The following is a 15,672-nucleotide window of genomic DNA, read 5'->3' on the forward strand; positions in this document are numbered from 1 at the left end:
ATAGCCCCGAGACGATAAATCATCTCCAGACAGGCGCCGTCAGAGCGCCTTGATTTTGCAGTTTCACTCCTGCCAAAAAAATAACCAAAGGAGATCGCCCCATGAAGCCCCAAGCTTCGCCTCAGCCGCGCCGTGCGGCAGCCGCAGCCTTTATCGGCACCATGATCGAGTGGTACGACTTTTACATCTACGCGACCGCCGCCGCATTGGTATTCGGCGCGCTGTTCTTCCCCTCCGACGACAAACTGTTCAGCACCATGGCCGCCTTCGGCACCTTCGCCGTGGGCTTCTTTGCGCGGCCGTTGGGCGGGATTATCTTCGGCCATGTCGGCGATCGCATCGGCCGCAAAAAGTCGCTGATCATCACGTTGCTGATGATGGGCGTGGTCACGGTCTGCATCGGCTTGCTGCCGACCTATGCACAAATAGGCGCAGCGGCGCCGGTGCTGCTGATTCTGCTGCGCATCGTCCAGGGCATCGCCGTCGGTGGCGAGTGGGGCGGGGCGGTGTTGATGGCCGGGGAGCATGCGCCGAAAGGTCGACGCAATTTCTTCGCCTCCTTTGCGCAGCTCGGCAGCCCGGCCGGTTTGATCCTGTCGCTGCTGGCCTTCAGCGCAGTCACCCGTCTGCCGGAAGAAGACCTGATGAGTTGGGGCTGGCGCCTGCCGTTCCTCGCCAGTTCGTTGTTGCTGCTGGTGGGCCTGGCGATTCGTCTGGGGGTGAATGAGTCGCCGGAGTTCCTCGCCAGCCGTGAACTGGCCCGCAAAAGCACACGCAAGGAGCAGGCACCGGTCATGGAAGTCCTGCGCACCGCGTGGCGTCCGCTGCTGTTGTGCATCGGCGCCAACACGCTCGGGATCGCCGGGGTGTATTTCACCAACACCTTCATGATCGCCTACACCACCCAGCAACTCGAACTGCCGCGCTCACTGATTCTTGAGTGCCTGTTTGTGGTGGCGATCATTCAGTTCTGCATTCAACCGTTGGCCGCGTGGGTTGCCGAGAAAATGGGCGCCACCCGATTCCTGTGCCTGGTGTCGTTGCTGGCCATGGCCTCGCCGTACCCGATGTTCGTGCTGGTCAGCTCGGCCCAGGCGCCGCTGATCATCCTCGGCATCGCGCTGGCGGTGGTGTGCATGGCGTCGTTCTATGCGGTGATCGCCGGTTACGTCAGCGGCATGTTCGAAACCCGCGTGCGCTACACCGCGATCTCGTTGGCCTATCAGATTTGCGGCGCCGTGGCCGGTGGTCTGACGCCGCTGATCGGCACTCTGTTGGCGCACAAATTCGCCGGTCAATGGTGGCCGATGGCGGTGTTCTACAGCCTGATTGCCGCGACTTCGCTGATCTGTGTCCTGTCCCTTGCCCGTCGCCATGCCAGCGCTGAACGCCTCGAAATGGCTAACGCTTAATTAACGTATTTCCAGGAGTAACTCATGTTGAAAATTAACGGTGAACGCCTCTGGGCGAGTCTGATGGACATGGCCGAAATCGGCGCCACCGCCCGTGGCGGCAGCTGCCGCCTGGCCCTGAGCGATGAAGACAAGGCCGGTCGCGAACTGTTTTCCCACTGGTGCCGCGAAGCCGGCATGACCCTGAGCGTGGACGCCATCGGCAACCTGTTCGCCCGCCGCGCCGGCACCGACCCCGATGCCGCGCCCGTGATGATGGGCAGCCACCTCGACACCCAGCCTGAAGGCGGACGTTTCGATGGCGTCTACGGCGTACTCGCCGGCCTGGAAGTGGTCCGTTGCCTGAACGACCTCGGTATCCAGACCCGCAAGCCGCTGGAAGTGGCGGTCTGGACCAACGAAGAAGGCGCACGCTTCACCCCGGCGATGTTCGGCTCGGCGGTGTTCACCGGGATCATGCAACTGGACGCGGCGCTGGCGGTGCGTGACATCGACGGCATCAGCGTTGCCGAGGCGTTGCAACGCACCGGTTACGCCGGCGAGCGCCCGTTGGGCGGCGCGGTGGATGCGTACTTTGAAGCGCACATCGAGCAAGGTCCGATCCTCGAAGACAACGCCAAAAGCATCGGCGTGGTCAGCGGTGGCCAGGCGATTCGCTGGCTCGACGTGCGGGTCGAAGGCATGGCCGCCCACGCCGGTACAACGCCGATGCCGCTGCGCAAAGACGCCTTGTATGGCGTGGCACAAATGATCCAGGCCATCGAAGGCCTGGCCAGTGATTTCACCCCTGAAGGGCTGACCACCGTCGGCGAGTTGAGCATCAATAAATCGTCGCGCAACACCATTCCGGGCTTGGTGAATTTCACCGTCGACCTGCGTCATCACCGCGACGAAGCGATTGAGTCCATGGAGCAGCAAGTCCGCGAGCGGCTTCAGGCGATTGCCGATAGCAGAGGCTTGAACCTGACGATTACGCCGCACTGGATCAGCCCGGCAACACCGTTCGATGCCGAATGCGTGGCGGCCGTGCAGCAGGCGGTGGACGCGCTGGGCTACGCTCAGCAATCGATTGTCAGCGGCGCCGGGCATGATGCGATTCATCTGGCGCGGTTCTGCCCGACGGCGATGGTGTTCATCCCGTGCGTTGGCGGCTTGAGTCATAACGAAGCTGAAGATGTGTTGCCGGAAGATGTGCGTCAGGGCACCGATGTGCTGCTCAACGCCGTCCTGGCCCGCGCCGGTAAAGTCGAATAAAACGCAATCCCAATGTGGGAGCGAGCCTGCTCGCGAAAGCGGTGTGTCAGACCACGTTGCCGTCAACTGACACTCCCTCATCGCGAGCAGGCTCGCTCCCACAGTTGAATGCGAACGGATTCAAGATCCAGGTTAACTGACAGGTATTCATCCATGCGCAGTTTTTTCTACCCCGAACAATTGCTTCATCATCCACGCAGCTACTACTCCCGCGGGCAGATGCGCGCGCCGCAGGAAGTGCCCGAACGCGCTCAGCGATTGGTGCAGGCCTCTCATTCGCTGGGCTTCAAAGTCGAGCAACCGGTCGATGCCGGACTCTATCCGCTGCTGGCGGTCCACGGCGCGCCATACCTGACGTTTTTGCAGGAAGCGCATCAGCGCTGGAAGGAAATTCCCGAGGATTGGGGCGACGAGGTGATGTCGAACATCTTCGTCCGCGAGCCCAACGCCCTACGCGGGATTCTCGCCCAGGCCGCGCGCTATCTGGCCGATGGCAGTTGCCCGGTGGGTGAGCTGACCTGGCGTTCGGCCTATTGGTCGGCGCAAAGCGCCATTGCCGGCGCTCAGGCGTTGCTCGATGGCGAGCCGGCCGCTTACGCCTTGTGTCGTCCACCCGGTCACCACGCCCGGGCCGAGGCGGCCGGGGGTTTCTGCTATGTGAACAATGCGGCGGTGGCCGCGCAGGTATTACGTGCCGGATTTGAGCGCGTCGCGGTGCTCGACACCGACATGCACCACGGTCAGGGGATTCAGGAGATTTTCTACGACCGCGATGACGTGCTCTACGTCTCGGTGCATGGCGATCCGACCAACTTCTATCCGGGGGTTGCCGGGTTCGCTGACGAGCGGGGTGTCGGGAAGGGTGAGGGCTTCAATCTCAACTTGCCGATGGCGCATGGTGCCAGTGAGGCGGACTTCCTGGGGCAATTGGACGTGGCATTGGCGGCGGTGAAAGACTTCGGCGCCGAGGTGCTGGTGTTGTCTTTGGGGTTCGATATTTTCGAGCTGGATCCGCAGAGCAAAGTGGCGGTGACCCGTGAAGGGTTTGCGCGGCTGGGCGAGCGGATTCGCAGCCTTGGGTTGCCGTGCCTGATTGTGCAGGAGGGTGGGTATCACCTGGAGAGTCTGGAGGATAATGCGCGGGCGTTTTTTGTGAATGCCGAGGTGTGGCAGCTCTGAGCCTTGGGTTGTCTGAAATACCGTAATCGCGAGCAGGCTCGCTCCCACAGGTTTGGCGTCGTTCACAAATCTGCGGTTCAACCGGGTCAACTGTGGGAGCGGGCTTGCTCGCGAAGAACGATGACTCGGTCCACCTGACGGAACACAAGCGCTGTAAGGCACTTGCCATCGCCCTGACGTTAACGTAAAGATTGCGGCAGGGCGCTGATCTTGAATAAGCGCAGGGCGGACCGATCCGGAGCGCTTGATGACGCTAATAAAAACAACTCCTCCCAAGCTGCACCGCGAAGCCCGGCTGGCCCGGGAAAAACTCCATCTCGAGGGCGAAGTCCCCGATGGCGTGTTGCGGGCGGAAATCGATGCGTCGTGGCGGCGTAGCCTCAGCCATGGCGTGCATTTCAATGCCAAGCACGAGCTGGCGCTGGAATCGAGCGCGAGCCTCGACGTGCTGTTAGCGAGCAATCGGCTGCTGATCGATGCGGCATTGCCGGCCATCGATTACCTGGCCGAACGTCAGGGCAAGGAAGGGCTGATCATCCTCGCCAATTCCGACGCCACCATTCTCGCTGTCGAAGGCCGCGCCGATCGCCTCAAGGGCAGCGGCCTGCAAGACATCACCCTCGGCGCCTGCTGGAGCGAAGCCGCTCGCGGCACCAACGCGCTGGGCACCGCACTGGTGGAGGCCCGGCCAACGATGATCGATTGCGGCGAACATTACCTCGATCGCCTGACCGATTTCTCCTGCACCTCGGTGCCGATCCATTGTCCGCAGGGCGACATCCTCGGCGTACTCGATCTGACCCGCGAAGGTCCGCTCGGCCGCGTTCACGACAGCACTGCGTTGCTGGCCATGGCCGTCAGCCAGATCGAAAGCCGGGTGTTCAACGCCAGTTATCCGGACGAGATCGTCCTGGCCTTCCACAGCCGTCGGCAATACCTCGAATCCCCTTGGCAGGGCTTGTTGGCAGTGAGCCTTGGCGGGCAGATTCTCGCGGTCAGCGCCCAGGCCTGTCAGTTGCTCCACGCCGAGCGCTCGGCGCTGGTCGGTCGACGCTGTGAAGAGTTTCTGGGCGTCGATAGCCTGCAACTTCTGTCGCGTCTGCATCAGGGCGGTGTCGGCAGTCTGCAAACGGCCAAAGGCGAGTTCTTCTACAAAACCCTGCGTGCGCCGCAGCGTTCGATCAACGTCAGCACGCCACCGCGCAGCCCAGCGAAAACCGCCAAAGCACAACCGGATCTCGAATCCCTGGCCGGCAGCAATGTCCGTTATGCCCGAGCCTTGCGCATGGCCCGTCAAGGCCTGGCCAATGAGCTGCCAGTGTTGCTGCTGGGTGAAACCGGCACCGGTAAGGAAGTCATCGCCCGCGCCCTGCATATGGCCGGAGCCCGTTGCGATAAGCCCTTCGTCGCGGTGAACTGCGCGGCGATCCCCGAAGGCCTGATCGAGTCGGAATTGTTCGGCTACCGCGAAGGCGCATTCACCGGCTCCCGTCGCGGCGGCATGATCGGTCGGCTGCAACAGGCCCATGGCGGCACCTTGTTTCTCGATGAAATCGGCGACATGCCGCTGGCCTTGCAGGCCCGTCTGCTGCGGGTGTTGCAGGACCGTAAAGTGGCTCCGTTGGGCGCCGGCGAAGAGCAAGACATCGACGTCGCACTGATCTGCGCCACCCACCGCGACCTCAAGCGACTGGTCGAAGAAAAACACTTCCGCGAGGACCTGTTTTATCGGGTCAACGGCATCAGCGTGATGCTCCCGGCTCTGCGCGAACGTGAGGATTTCAGCGGCCTGGTCACTCGACTGCTGGCCAAACTGGATGCGCCGACGATGGTCCTGCATGACGATTTGAACCGCTTGCTCGGCGGCTATCACTGGCCGGGCAATATTCGCCAACTGGAAATGGTTTTACGCACGGCACTGGCCATGCGCGAGCCGGGGGACACGGTACTCACCCTCGACCACTTGCCCGACAGCATGCTCGACGAGTTGAGCGCCACCGAACGGCCTCAGGCCGGCAGCATTCGTGAAAACGAACTGGAGCTGATTCGCCAGTCCCTGGACACTCACCAGGGCAACGTCTCGGCCGCCGCCGACGCCTTGGGCATCAGCCGCGCGACCTTGTATCGCAAGCTCAAACAGTTGCGCTCGTGATGCAGCGCTTGATCGTTCGGCTGATCGACAGCCAAAACCCCGAAGCCCTGCAAGCGGCGTTGCGCTGGCTCTACAGCTTCGTACGGCCCCATCGTCTGGCGATTGCCGGGTTGCTCGGGTTATCGGTCTGCGCCTCGTTGCTGGTGTTGGTCCAGCCTTGGCTGACCAAACTACTGATCGACGATGGCCTGCTGGCGCGCAATTTTCCGATGCTGGTGCTGATCGCCGGGTTGATGATCGTGGCCGGGCTGCTCGGAACGGGGCTGTCGGGGATCAACCGTTACCTGCACACGCGACTGTCCGGGCGGATTCTGTTTGCCCTGCGCGACGACCTCTATCGACATCTGCAAACCCTCTCGCCGAGTTTCTACGGACAGCGCCGAATCGGTGACCTGATGTCGCGCCTCGATGGCGACGTTGCGGAGATCCAGCGTTTTGCCGTGGACTCGTTGTTCTCGGCGGTGTCGAGCGTGATCGGTCTGGTCTGCGCCGTGGCGATGCTGCTGACCCTGTCGTGGAAACTCTCGCTGCTGGCGCTGGTGCTGATTCCCCTCGACGTACTTTGGCTGCGCTGGATGCGGCGCAAGGTCGAGCGCGATGTGCGGCAATTGCGCGAGCGCTCGGCGGACATGTCCTCGTTCATGGTCGAGACCTTGCCGGTGATGAAATTCATCCAGTCCGCCGGCCAGCAACAGCGTGAATCGCGGCGTCTGGAGGCGCTGGGCCAAGGCTACATGAGCCAGTTGCTGCGCCTGCAAGTCACCGAGTTTTTCACCCAGGCGGTGCCGGGCACACTGACGTCGCTGTCCCGTGCCTGTGCGTTCCTGATCGGCGGATATTGGGTGGTGCAGGGAACCTGGCAACTGGGCGCGCTGATCGCGTTTTCCACCTATCTGGGCATGGCCGTCGGACCGGTACAGAGCTTGCTGGGTCTCTATGTCGCGGTCCAGCGAATGACCGTCAGCCTCGGGCGCGTGATGGAATTGCGCGGCGAAGAACCGACCGTTCTTACACCGGTTACGCCGCAACCGATGCCGACCTCTGGCGAACTGCGTTTCGACGATGTGCACTTCAGCCATCCCGGTCGCCCGACGACCCTGCGCGGCATCGAAGCGCGAATTCCCTACGGTTTGAAAGTCGCCCTGAGCGGCGGCTCCGGGGTCGGTAAATCGACCCTGATCGACCTGCTGCAACGGCACCACGATCCGCAGTCCGGCCGGGTGTTGCTGGGAGAGGTTGATCTGCGGGAACTGGATCTGTTCCAGCTGCGTCGGCGGATTGCGGTGGTCAGTCAGGACATCGTGCTGTTTCGCGGCAGCCTCGCCGACAACCTCGCCTACGCGGTGCCGGACGCCAGCCGTGAAGCGATTGCCGAAGTGGCGCGGCTGGCGCAACTCGACAGCCTGATCGAATCCTTGCCCGAAGGCCTCGACAGCCCGTTGGGCGAACGCGGTCAGCAGTTGTCCGGCGGGCAGAAACAGCGCATCGCCATCGCCCGGGCGCTGTTGCAGGATCCGTTGATTCTGGTGCTGGACGAAGCGACCTCGGCGGTGGATGAAGCCACCGAGCGCGAAGTCATCGAAGCCATCGATCGACTGTTTGCCGGGCGTACGCGAATCCTCATCAGCCACCGTCCTTCGACGTTGGCGGATGCCGATTTGCGCTTTGAATTGCTCGACGGCGTGCTCACTTCAAAAACGGTGCTGCATGAAGCCTGAACTGCGAATTGGCGTGGTGGACAGTGGTCACTCGGCGGCACAGCGGGTGCAAGTGGTCGCCGGGCGGCGCTTTTCGTTGCTGGCGGATGGCCTGGCCGAAAGCGACTTGCGCGACGATCCGCTGGGCCACGGCAGCGCGGTGATCGAGGCCATCGGTCGACGGGCGCCTTCGGCGGTATTTTGCGTGGCTCAGGTGTTCGACCAGCGTGGGGTCACCAGCGCGTTGCAGATCGCCACGGCGATTGACTGGCTGGTGGCGCAGGACGTTCGGCTGATCAATTTGAGCCTCGGTCTGCGTCAGGATCGCAGCCTGTTGCGTGAAGCCTGTGCCGCGGCGGTAGCGCGCGGTGTTTTGCTGTCTGCGTCCAGCCCGGCGCAGGGCGAGGGCGTGTTTCCGGCGAATTATCCACAGGTGCTGCGAGTCACTGGCGATGCACGTTGCGCTGAACAGGAATGGTCGTGGCTCAACAGCGCTCAAGCGGATTTCGCCGCGTGTGTGCATGGCACCTATCCGGGGCAGTCCGGCGCCAGTCTCGGCTGTGCGGCGTTGAGCGGGCACATCGCGGGTTTCCTGGTTGAACATCCTGAGGCGAGCAACGAACAGGTCATCGAATGGCTGCGAGAAAACGCCCGCTATCGCGGCCCTGAACGGCGCTTCGGAGCATGATTTTGATTCTTGGCGCAGGGCCAGCGGGAGCGGCGGTTGCCTTGGGTTTGCGTCGGCTCGGTTATCCGGTGACGCTGGTCAGCGAATGGCGGCGATTTGCGGCGCTGGAGGGCGTTTCGATTCGGGTGCTGGAGGCCTTGCGTGGCGCCGGGCTTCATCAAGCCTTGGCGGATGCGGCGCTGCCGTCCCAAAGACAGGTGTCATGGAACGGCCAGCAGCATGCGCAGAACATCGAATTTTTACTGGATCGCCCGAGCTTTGATCGAGGCTTGCGTGAAGATTTGCGCCTAGCGGGCGTTGAGCTGATCGAAGGCCGTGTGCTGACGGTGCAGTCATCGGCTTCGGGGCATCGGATCGAGGTCGAAGGGCGCGAGGCGCTGCTGGCGGATTTTCTGGTTGAGGCGCGCGGGCGTCAGGCGCCGGCGCTTGGCAAAGGCCTGCGCGGGCCGGAGACGGTCAGCCTGCTCAATCGCTGGCAAGGCACGCCGGGCAGCACCGCCAGCGCGGTGGAAAGTCTTGAGGACGGCTGGGCCTGGATGGCCCGGCGAGCGGACGGTCAGTGTTATTGGCAATGGACCGTGGACGTGGCCAGTGCTGAATTGCCGGGCAAGGCGCAGTTGCTCGAGTATTGTCGCCAACGACGCCAAGGCTCGGCGTTGGCCCGGGCGTTTTTCGGTGTCGAGCCTGAGGTCGATCTACAGCTGCATGCCCGTAGCAGCACGGCGATTCTGTGCCCGCAGGTGTGTGGCGATCACTGGATTCGGGTAGGCGATGCAGCGATGGCGGTGGATCCGCTGTCGGGCAATGGGATTTTTCAGTCCTTGTCCTCGGCGTTACAGGCGCCAACGGTGATCAACACGTTGTTGCGTAAACCCGAGCGAGCGGCGTTGGCTCAGCGCTTTCATCAGCAACGGGTGGAGCAGTTGTTTTTGCGTTTTGCGCGGATCGGGCGGGATTTTTATGCCGATGAGCAGCGTTGGATGCAGCAGCCATTCTGGCTTGCACGGCGGCAGTGGCCGGATGCTGAAGTGGCGCATGCCGAGGCGGATTTTTCCTCACTGAGGATTGAGCGTGCGCCGGTGTTGAAAGATGGTTTTGTGGATGAAGCCGAGGTGGTGATTACGGCGGATCAGCCGCTGGGGATCTGGCATGTGCAAGGGGTTGAGTTGGCGCCGTTGGTGCGGCGGTTGCGGACCGAACCGGCCGAACGGGCGTTGGCGGGGTTGACTGTGGAGCAGGGAAGGGTGGTTCGCAGTTGGTTACTGTCGCAAGGCTTCAAACCCTGAGATTGGGGCGACGGGGCTGGCCCCTTCGCGAGCAAGCCCGCTCCCACAGTGATTGGTGTGTGCCGCAGATGGTAGCTTCACCATAAAACCCTGTGGGAGCGGGCTTGCCCGCGAAGGCGGCCCGGAGGGCGCCGCAATTACAACTTGATCAACACCGATTTCAACTCGGTGTAATGCTCAATCGCCGCATACCCCATCTCGCGCCCCACCCCGGACATCTTGTACCCACCAAACGGTAACGCCGGGTCCAGCGCGCTGTGGCAGTTCACCCACACTGAACCCGACTTGATCCGCGGAATCATCCGGTGCACCGCCGCCAGATCGTTCGACCAGATACTCGCCCCAAGCCCATACGGACTGTCATTGGCCATGCGCAACGCATCGGCTTCATCATCGAACGGAATCGCCACCAGCACCGGCCCGAAGATCTCTTCCTGCACTAATGAGTGTTTCTGATCGACATCGACGATCACCGTCGGTTTAACGAAGAACCCCGGCCCGAACTGCTCACCACCACAGGCGATCGTCGCGCCACTTTCCCGGCCCTTTTCGATGTACCCGTAAACCCGCTCCTGCTGACGCGCGGAGATCAGCGGGCCCATGTCGACACTCGGGTCCATGCCGTTACCGAGCTTCATGGCATTGGCGATGTCGGCAATGTCCGCCACCACATTGTCGAAATGCTTACGCTGCACATACAGCCTGGAACCTGCGCAGCACACCTGGCCCTGATTGAAGAAAATCGCGCTGGCGGCGCCGGCTGCGGCAGTCTTCAAGTCGGCGTCGGCCATGACGATGGTCGGTGATTTACCGCCCAGTTCCAGGGTCACCCGGGTCATGGAATCCATGGCGATCTTGCCGATCTGCTTGCCCACGGCGGTGGAGCCGGTGAAGGTCAGCTTATCCACCAGCGGATTGTGGGTCAGGGCGGAACCGGCAGTGATGCCGGTGCCGGTGACCACGTTGAATACGCCTTCGGGATAACCGGCTTCCAGCACCAGTTCGGCGAGTTTCAACGCGGTCAGCGGGGTTTCGTCGGCGGGTTTGAGCACCACGGTGCAACCGGTGGCCAGGGCCGGGCCGAGTTTCCAGCAGGCCAGCAGCAGCGGGAAGTTCCAGGCGACGATGGCGCCGACCACGCCCACCGCTTCGCGACGGATGAAACTGTGGAATTGATCGTTGGGCATCAACGGCAACGACACTTCAACGCTGGAACCTTCGATCTTGGTCGCCCAACCGGCCATGTAGCGCAGGAAGTCGATGGACAGTTGCACGTCCATCACCTGGGCCACCGCCGCACTTTTGCCGTTGTTCAGGCATTCCAGTTGCGCCAGCAGTTCGGCGTCGCGTTCCATCAGGTCGGCGAGTTTCCACAGCAGGTTCTGCCGCTCCCGAGGTCGGGTACGGGTCCAGGTCGAATCATCGAAGGCCTGACGGGCGGCGAGCACGGCGCGGTCGACATCCTCAGGCGTGGCCCGCGGCACTACGCACAGCACTTCGCCGGTGGCCGGGTTGTGCAGGGACATGGTCTGGCCGTCGGCGGCCTCGACCCAGTCGCCGCCGATGAGCATGCGTGGGGGGCGCTGGATGAACGCCGAGGTGGCAGGAAGCAGATAAGGGAGCGACATGGCGAGGCCTCTTGTTGTTCGTGAGAACAGGGCTTTCGCAATGGCTGTGCCAAGTGCCCGCAAAGGCAGGACCGCCCTTGGTCGGCGGGGTTTTGGGGCACTCAAGGGAATCGCTGGTGCTGTGAGAATGTTGCAAATTGCGACAGCTATGAGACGACGAGCAACCGGGTTGCGACCTTGAGGTACCCATTATTGAGGGCTAGACTTTTCTGGATCGGTGGGTGAAGTGACGGACCGTTCATCCGTCAATACATCTGGCGTGAGGGAGGTAACGATGTTCCTTTCAACCCTGGAAATTCAAAACATCATTGAACACAGTTTTCTGCCGTCCGTTTGTACCTGCACCATGGCGGCGGACCAGTCCCTGACGATTCGGGTCTGCGACTGCATGACCGGCAAAGTGGATATAGTGGCCACCCACGTTCCCCTCTGGACACTGGACAGTCCCCATGCGATCGCGTCGCTGGTGGCGGACATGCAGCACGAGATCGATGTACACAAAAGCGTTCCCCCCACCTATGACATCTGAACCGGCGTCACGCCGCACCGTTGGAAGACGGTGCGGCCCGCGCCGATTGTTCAGGCTGCTGCAAACTTCCGGGTAATTTCCTCGAACGTGTCGCCATCCACGGCAGCCAACAGCTTTCGGTCGTCCTTGAGCGTCGCCAGAAAGGTCACTTCGGTTTCCTTGCCGGCCAGCATGAATCCGGCAATTGCACCGATGGGCCCCAACAGCATGGCCCCGGCCACGCCAAAGCCGATGGCATCCTTGATGTTGTTGATCGAATCCTCGTTGGCCACTTCCATGCTCTTGAACGATGAGAGCGGGAGGGTAATGCCGGGCCATGGGTGAAGCGACGTCCTGAGGGTGAAAACGCCGTCTCTGTATTCTCCATCACCCTGCAGAAAGTCCCCCGCCAGGACAGTGATGCTTGCCATGTTTTTATCCCCTGGTGGCAATCGGTGAACAACCATTTCGCGCTTGCAGGGGAGCGACGTCAATCGTCGGCCGATGAGCTGTTCCGGTCAGGCCATCTATGCTTGTCTCAGACTGCAACACCTGTCGCGATATTAGACGCAGGTGATCTCGTTCAGCGCTGTCGCAACGTATTGATTTTCTCGTAACTCATTGATTAAAAAGCTAATCGGCAAGCTGGCACGCTCCGTGTATTGCTCATTGCAGACGTTTCTCTTGCCTCCGTCAGCGGTGCGCCGCCGACGGCAGAAACCATAAAAACGATAAGCCACAAAAATAAGAAAGCACCGTGCGAGGTTCGACGTTGATGAAGAGAAAACTCCGATCAGGCCTGAGTGCCAGTCTGCTGGCCGTGGCCGCTTGTGTGGCGCTGCATTCGCCTTACAGCCTGGCAGCCCGCGACGCTCAGACCATCCTCAAGGAAACCTGTCAGGGCTGTCATACCCCTGAAGCCGATAACGCCCTGAGCCGCATCAGTCACCAGCGTAAAACGCCGGAAGGCTGGCTGATGAGCATCGCCCGCATGCAAACCATGCACGGTTTGCAGATCAGCGATGACGACCGCCGCACCCTGGTCAAATACCTGGCCGACACCCAGGGCCTGGCCCCAAGCGAGACCGATGGCGTGCGTTATGCGCTGGAGCGTCGACTCAATACCGTCGAGAAGTTCGACGACCAGACCAGCCAGATGTGCGGCCGCTGCCACTCCGGTGCGCGGGTCGCGCTGCAACGACGCCCGGCCCAGGAATGGGAGCGTCTGGTGAACTTCCACCTCGGCCAATGGCCGTCCCTGGAATACCAGGCGCTGGCTCGCGACCGCGACTGGTTCGACCTTGCTCGAAAAGACATGGTGCCGCTGCTGGCCAAACGTTATCCGCTGGACAACCCGGCCTGGAAAAAATGGCTGAGCAGCGCGCCCAAAGCCGAAGCGCTGGTGGGCGACTGGAGCTTCAGCGGCCACTTGCCGGGCAAAGGTGAATTGGCCGGCGTGATGAGCGTCACGGCCGATGGCAGCGACACGTTCAAGGTCAGCGTCAAAGGCCAATACGCCGACGGCAGCCCATTCAACGGCGATGGCAGTGCGATTCTCTACACCGGCTACGAATGGCGCGGCAACGTGACCATCGACGGCGTAACCATGCGCCAGGTGTTCGCCGCCCAAGGCAATGCCATGCAGGGCCGGATGTTCGAGGCCGAGCACGATGAGCGGGGCCTGGACTTCGTCGCCGCCAAGCAAGGCAGCAGCCGTTTGCTGGCGGTGCAGCCGGGTTATCTGAAGGCTGGCGCTGAAACTGAAGTGACCCTTGTCGGCAGCGGTCTCACCGGCAAACCGAACTTCGGCAAAGGCGTGGAAGTGGTCGAAGTCATCGAGCAGAGCCCGGAGCGCATCAAGGTCAAACTCAAGGCCGCCGCCAATGCCCAACCGGGTCTGCGCAATGTCACCGTCGGCACGCTGAAAGGCCCGACCCTGTCGGTCTACAGCAAAATCGCCGAAGTCAAAGTCGTGCCCGAGTTCTCGGTGGCGCGGATCGGCGAGGGCGGTGGTTCGACGCCGAAAGTCCAGGGCCGTTTTGATGCCGAAGCCTGGGGCAAGGGCACCGACGGCAAGCCGTATCGCATCGGCGTGTTCCCGGCGCAGTGGTCGGTCGAAGCGTTCGACGACCGCGCCAAGGAAGACGAGGACGTCAAGTTCGCCGGCACCATGCAGGCTGACAGCGGCGTGTTCACACCGGGCGATGCCGGGCCAAACCCGCAGCGCAAAATGTCCACCAACAATGCCGGCAATCTCAAGGTGATCGCCGCCGTCGACGATGCAGGGAAATCCCTGAGCGGCGAAGGCCACATGATCGTCACCGTGCAACGCTGGAACAATCCACCCATTCCATGAGTTGGCCGATCCCGTCGGATTTCAGACACTTTTCGGAATGACCGCAGGCCCCGTAGAACGGGGTTTGCACAGGAGGTTGCAATGGGCGCTATTTTGAATCTGGTCGAGCGGAATCTGCACGAAGTGCACGTCGATGCCGACCGCATGCTGTTTCACATCCCCAGCAGTTCGCTGTTCGCCAGCGATGAGCTGACCGGCACCATCATCGATACCTTGCGCGGTCCCGGCTGTTCATCCGAGGACCTGATCCAGCGCTTGGCCGCGCGCTTCAACGGTGAAGAAATCACCGAGACCCTGCGCGAGTTGATGGCCTTGGAGCTGGTCAGCGACGGCTCGCCGCTGACCCCCGACATTGGCACCAAACGCGTCGAGCGCACGGCGATCAATACCGTGGTGCTCAACGTCAACACCGGCTGCAATCTGAGCTGCACCTACTGCTACAAGGAAGACCTGGACAAACCGTCGGCCGGCAAGAAAATGGACGTCGAAACGGCTATTGCGTCAGTGGAAATGCTGCTGCGTGAGTCCCCGGATGAAGAACGTTTCACCGTGGTGTTTTTCGGCGGTGAACCGCTGAGTAATCGCAAGCTGATCGAGTACATGGTCGACTATTGCGAGAAGCGTTTCCGCGAGGCGGGCAAGTTCGTCGAGTTCGTCATGACCACCAACGCGACGCTGCTCACCGAAGAGACCGTGGACTACCTCAACGCCCACCGTTTCGGCCTGTCAGTCAGTATCGACGGACCGAAAACCGTGCACGACCGCAACCGCATTACCGTGGGCGGGCAGGGCACGTACGACGTGGTGCGGCGCAAGGCTGAAATGCTGCTGTCGCGCTACAACAGTCGTCCGGTCGGTGCCCGCGTGACCCTGACCACCGGCGTCACCGACGTCGAAACCATCTGGGATCACCTGTTCAATGAACTGGGTTTTGCCGAAGTCGGCTTTGCCCCGGTGACCTCCGGCGACATCAGCACCTTCAACCTGTCCAGCGATGAGCTGATCGAAGTCTTCGCCAACATGAAGAAACTCGGCCGGCGTTATCTGGAAGCGGCGCTGGAACACCGCAATATCGGTTTCTCCAACCTGCACCAGCTGATCACCGACATCCACGAAGGCCACAAAAAAGCCCTGCCTTGCGGCGCGGGCCTGAAGATGCTGGCGGTGGATCACAAGGGCGAATTGAATCTGTGCCACCGCTTTACCGGTTCGAGCCTGCCGACCTTCGGCAACGTCCACAGCGGTGTGAAGCAGGTGGAGTTGAACGACTTCCTGTCCCAACGCCTGGACCGTACCAACACCGGTTGCGAGGACTGCCAGATCCGCAACCTCTGCTCCGGCGGCTGCTATCACGAGAGCTACGCCCGTTACGGCGACCCGACCCACCCGACCTATCACTACTGCGAACTGATGCGTGACTGGGTCGACTTCGGCATCGAGGTCTACACCCGGATCATGGCCCACAACCCTGCGTTTATCAGCAGCTACATCACTCCGCGCAAGGCTCACTGA

The 15,672-nt window shown here is 61.8% G+C and carries 12 protein-coding genes; 10 read left to right on the top strand and 2 right to left on the bottom strand.

Annotated features, from left to right (window positions below):
• Positions 1 to 101: 101 nt before the first annotated feature.
• The 7 genes from IB252_RS23205 (at position 102) to IB252_RS23235 (ending at position 9,668) form a co-directional block, all read left to right on the top strand.
• Positions 102 to 1,412: an MFS transporter gene (locus IB252_RS23205; RefSeq protein ID WP_192410390.1), complete on the top strand. Its 1,311-nt coding sequence runs from the start codon at positions 102 to 104 to the stop codon at positions 1,410 to 1,412.
• Positions 1,413 to 1,436: 24 nt separating this feature from the next.
• On the top strand, positions 1,437 to 2,666 hold the full coding sequence (locus tag IB252_RS23210) for a Zn-dependent hydrolase (RefSeq protein ID WP_192410391.1): 1,230 nt from the start codon (positions 1,437 to 1,439) through the stop codon (positions 2,664 to 2,666).
• 153 nt (positions 2,667 to 2,819) lie between these two features.
• Positions 2,820 to 3,845, top strand: a complete 1,026-nt coding sequence (locus IB252_RS23215) for a histone deacetylase family protein (RefSeq protein ID WP_192410392.1) — start codon at positions 2,820 to 2,822, stop codon at positions 3,843 to 3,845.
• 247 nt (positions 3,846 to 4,092) lie between these two features.
• Entirely contained in the window at positions 4,093 to 5,997 is a 1,905-nt protein-coding gene (locus tag IB252_RS23220; RefSeq protein ID WP_192410393.1) for a sigma-54-dependent Fis family transcriptional regulator, read from the top strand.
• Positions 5,997 to 7,715: an ABC transporter ATP-binding protein gene (locus tag IB252_RS23225; RefSeq protein ID WP_192410394.1), complete on the top strand. Its 1,719-nt coding sequence runs from the start codon at positions 5,997 to 5,999 to the stop codon at positions 7,713 to 7,715. Before IB252_RS23220 ends, IB252_RS23225 begins: the two co-directional genes overlap by 1 nt.
• Positions 7,705 to 8,382: a S8 family serine peptidase gene (locus IB252_RS23230; RefSeq protein ID WP_192410395.1), complete on the top strand. Its 678-nt coding sequence runs from the start codon at positions 7,705 to 7,707 to the stop codon at positions 8,380 to 8,382. The genes IB252_RS23225 and IB252_RS23230 overlap by 11 nt, the downstream gene beginning before the upstream one ends.
• The gene (locus IB252_RS23235; protein WP_192410396.1) at positions 8,379 to 9,668 is read left to right on the top strand and encodes an FAD-dependent monooxygenase; all 1,290 of its coding nucleotides are present in this window, start codon (positions 8,379 to 8,381) and stop codon (positions 9,666 to 9,668) included. The genes IB252_RS23230 and IB252_RS23235 overlap by 4 nt, the downstream gene beginning before the upstream one ends.
• A 137-nt stretch (positions 9,669 to 9,805) precedes the next feature.
• Here the strand turns inward: IB252_RS23235 and IB252_RS23240 are convergent, their stop codons facing one another.
• The gene (locus tag IB252_RS23240; protein ID WP_192410397.1) at positions 9,806 to 11,296 is read right to left on the bottom strand and encodes an aldehyde dehydrogenase family protein; all 1,491 of its coding nucleotides are present in this window, start codon (positions 11,294 to 11,296) and stop codon (positions 9,806 to 9,808) included.
• Positions 11,297 to 11,570: 274 nt separating this feature from the next.
• Between IB252_RS23240 and IB252_RS23245 the strand changes: the two genes are divergently transcribed.
• On the top strand, positions 11,571 to 11,825 hold the full coding sequence (locus IB252_RS23245; protein WP_046048402.1) for a DUF1652 domain-containing protein: 255 nt from the start codon (positions 11,571 to 11,573) through the stop codon (positions 11,823 to 11,825).
• A 50-nt stretch (positions 11,826 to 11,875) separates the two neighbouring features.
• Here the strand turns inward: IB252_RS23245 and IB252_RS23250 are convergent, their stop codons facing one another.
• Entirely contained in the window at positions 11,876 to 12,235 is a 360-nt protein-coding gene (locus IB252_RS23250) for a hypothetical protein (protein ID WP_192410398.1), read from the bottom strand.
• A gap of 344 nt (positions 12,236 to 12,579) precedes the next feature.
• Between IB252_RS23250 and peaA the strand changes: the two genes are divergently transcribed.
• Complete coding sequence (peaA, locus tag IB252_RS23255; protein ID WP_008145339.1) at positions 12,580 to 14,160, top strand: quinohemoprotein amine dehydrogenase subunit alpha; 1,581 nt, start codon at positions 12,580 to 12,582, stop codon at positions 14,158 to 14,160.
• Positions 14,161 to 14,241: 81 nt separating this feature from the next.
• Complete coding sequence (peaB, locus tag IB252_RS23260; RefSeq protein ID WP_192410399.1) at positions 14,242 to 15,672, top strand: quinohemoprotein amine dehydrogenase maturation protein; 1,431 nt, start codon at positions 14,242 to 14,244, stop codon at positions 15,670 to 15,672.

This window comes from Pseudomonas sp. PDM10, assembly GCF_014852295.1.
Lineage (GTDB): Bacteria > Pseudomonadota > Gammaproteobacteria > Pseudomonadales > Pseudomonadaceae > Aquipseudomonas.

Excerpts from the sequence above, each read along its gene's own strand:
- IB252_RS23245 (WP_046048402.1), top strand. The coding sequence starts at position 11,571 with ATGTTCCTTTCAACCCTGGAAATTCAAAACATCATTGAACACAGTTTT.
- IB252_RS23210 (WP_192410391.1), top strand. The coding sequence starts at position 1,437 with ATGTTGAAAATTAACGGTGAACGCCTCTGGGCGAGTCTGATGGACATG.
- IB252_RS23220 (WP_192410393.1), top strand. The coding sequence starts at position 4,093 with ATGACGCTAATAAAAACAACTCCTCCCAAGCTGCACCGCGAAGCCCGG.
- IB252_RS23230 (WP_192410395.1), top strand. The coding sequence starts at position 7,705 with ATGAAGCCTGAACTGCGAATTGGCGTGGTGGACAGTGGTCACTCGGCG.
- IB252_RS23235 (WP_192410396.1), top strand. The coding sequence starts at position 8,379 with ATGATTTTGATTCTTGGCGCAGGGCCAGCGGGAGCGGCGGTTGCCTTG.
- IB252_RS23215 (WP_192410392.1), top strand. The coding sequence starts at position 2,820 with ATGCGCAGTTTTTTCTACCCCGAACAATTGCTTCATCATCCACGCAGC.
- peaA (WP_008145339.1), top strand. The coding sequence starts at position 12,580 with ATGAAGAGAAAACTCCGATCAGGCCTGAGTGCCAGTCTGCTGGCCGTG.
- IB252_RS23240 (WP_192410397.1), bottom strand. The coding sequence starts at position 11,296 with ATGTCGCTCCCTTATCTGCTTCCTGCCACCTCGGCGTTCATCCAGCGC.
- IB252_RS23225 (WP_192410394.1), top strand. The coding sequence starts at position 5,997 with ATGCAGCGCTTGATCGTTCGGCTGATCGACAGCCAAAACCCCGAAGCC.
- peaB (WP_192410399.1), top strand. The coding sequence starts at position 14,242 with ATGGGCGCTATTTTGAATCTGGTCGAGCGGAATCTGCACGAAGTGCAC.
- IB252_RS23205 (WP_192410390.1), top strand. The coding sequence starts at position 102 with ATGAAGCCCCAAGCTTCGCCTCAGCCGCGCCGTGCGGCAGCCGCAGCC.
- IB252_RS23250 (WP_192410398.1), bottom strand. The coding sequence starts at position 12,235 with ATGGCAAGCATCACTGTCCTGGCGGGGGACTTTCTGCAGGGTGATGGA.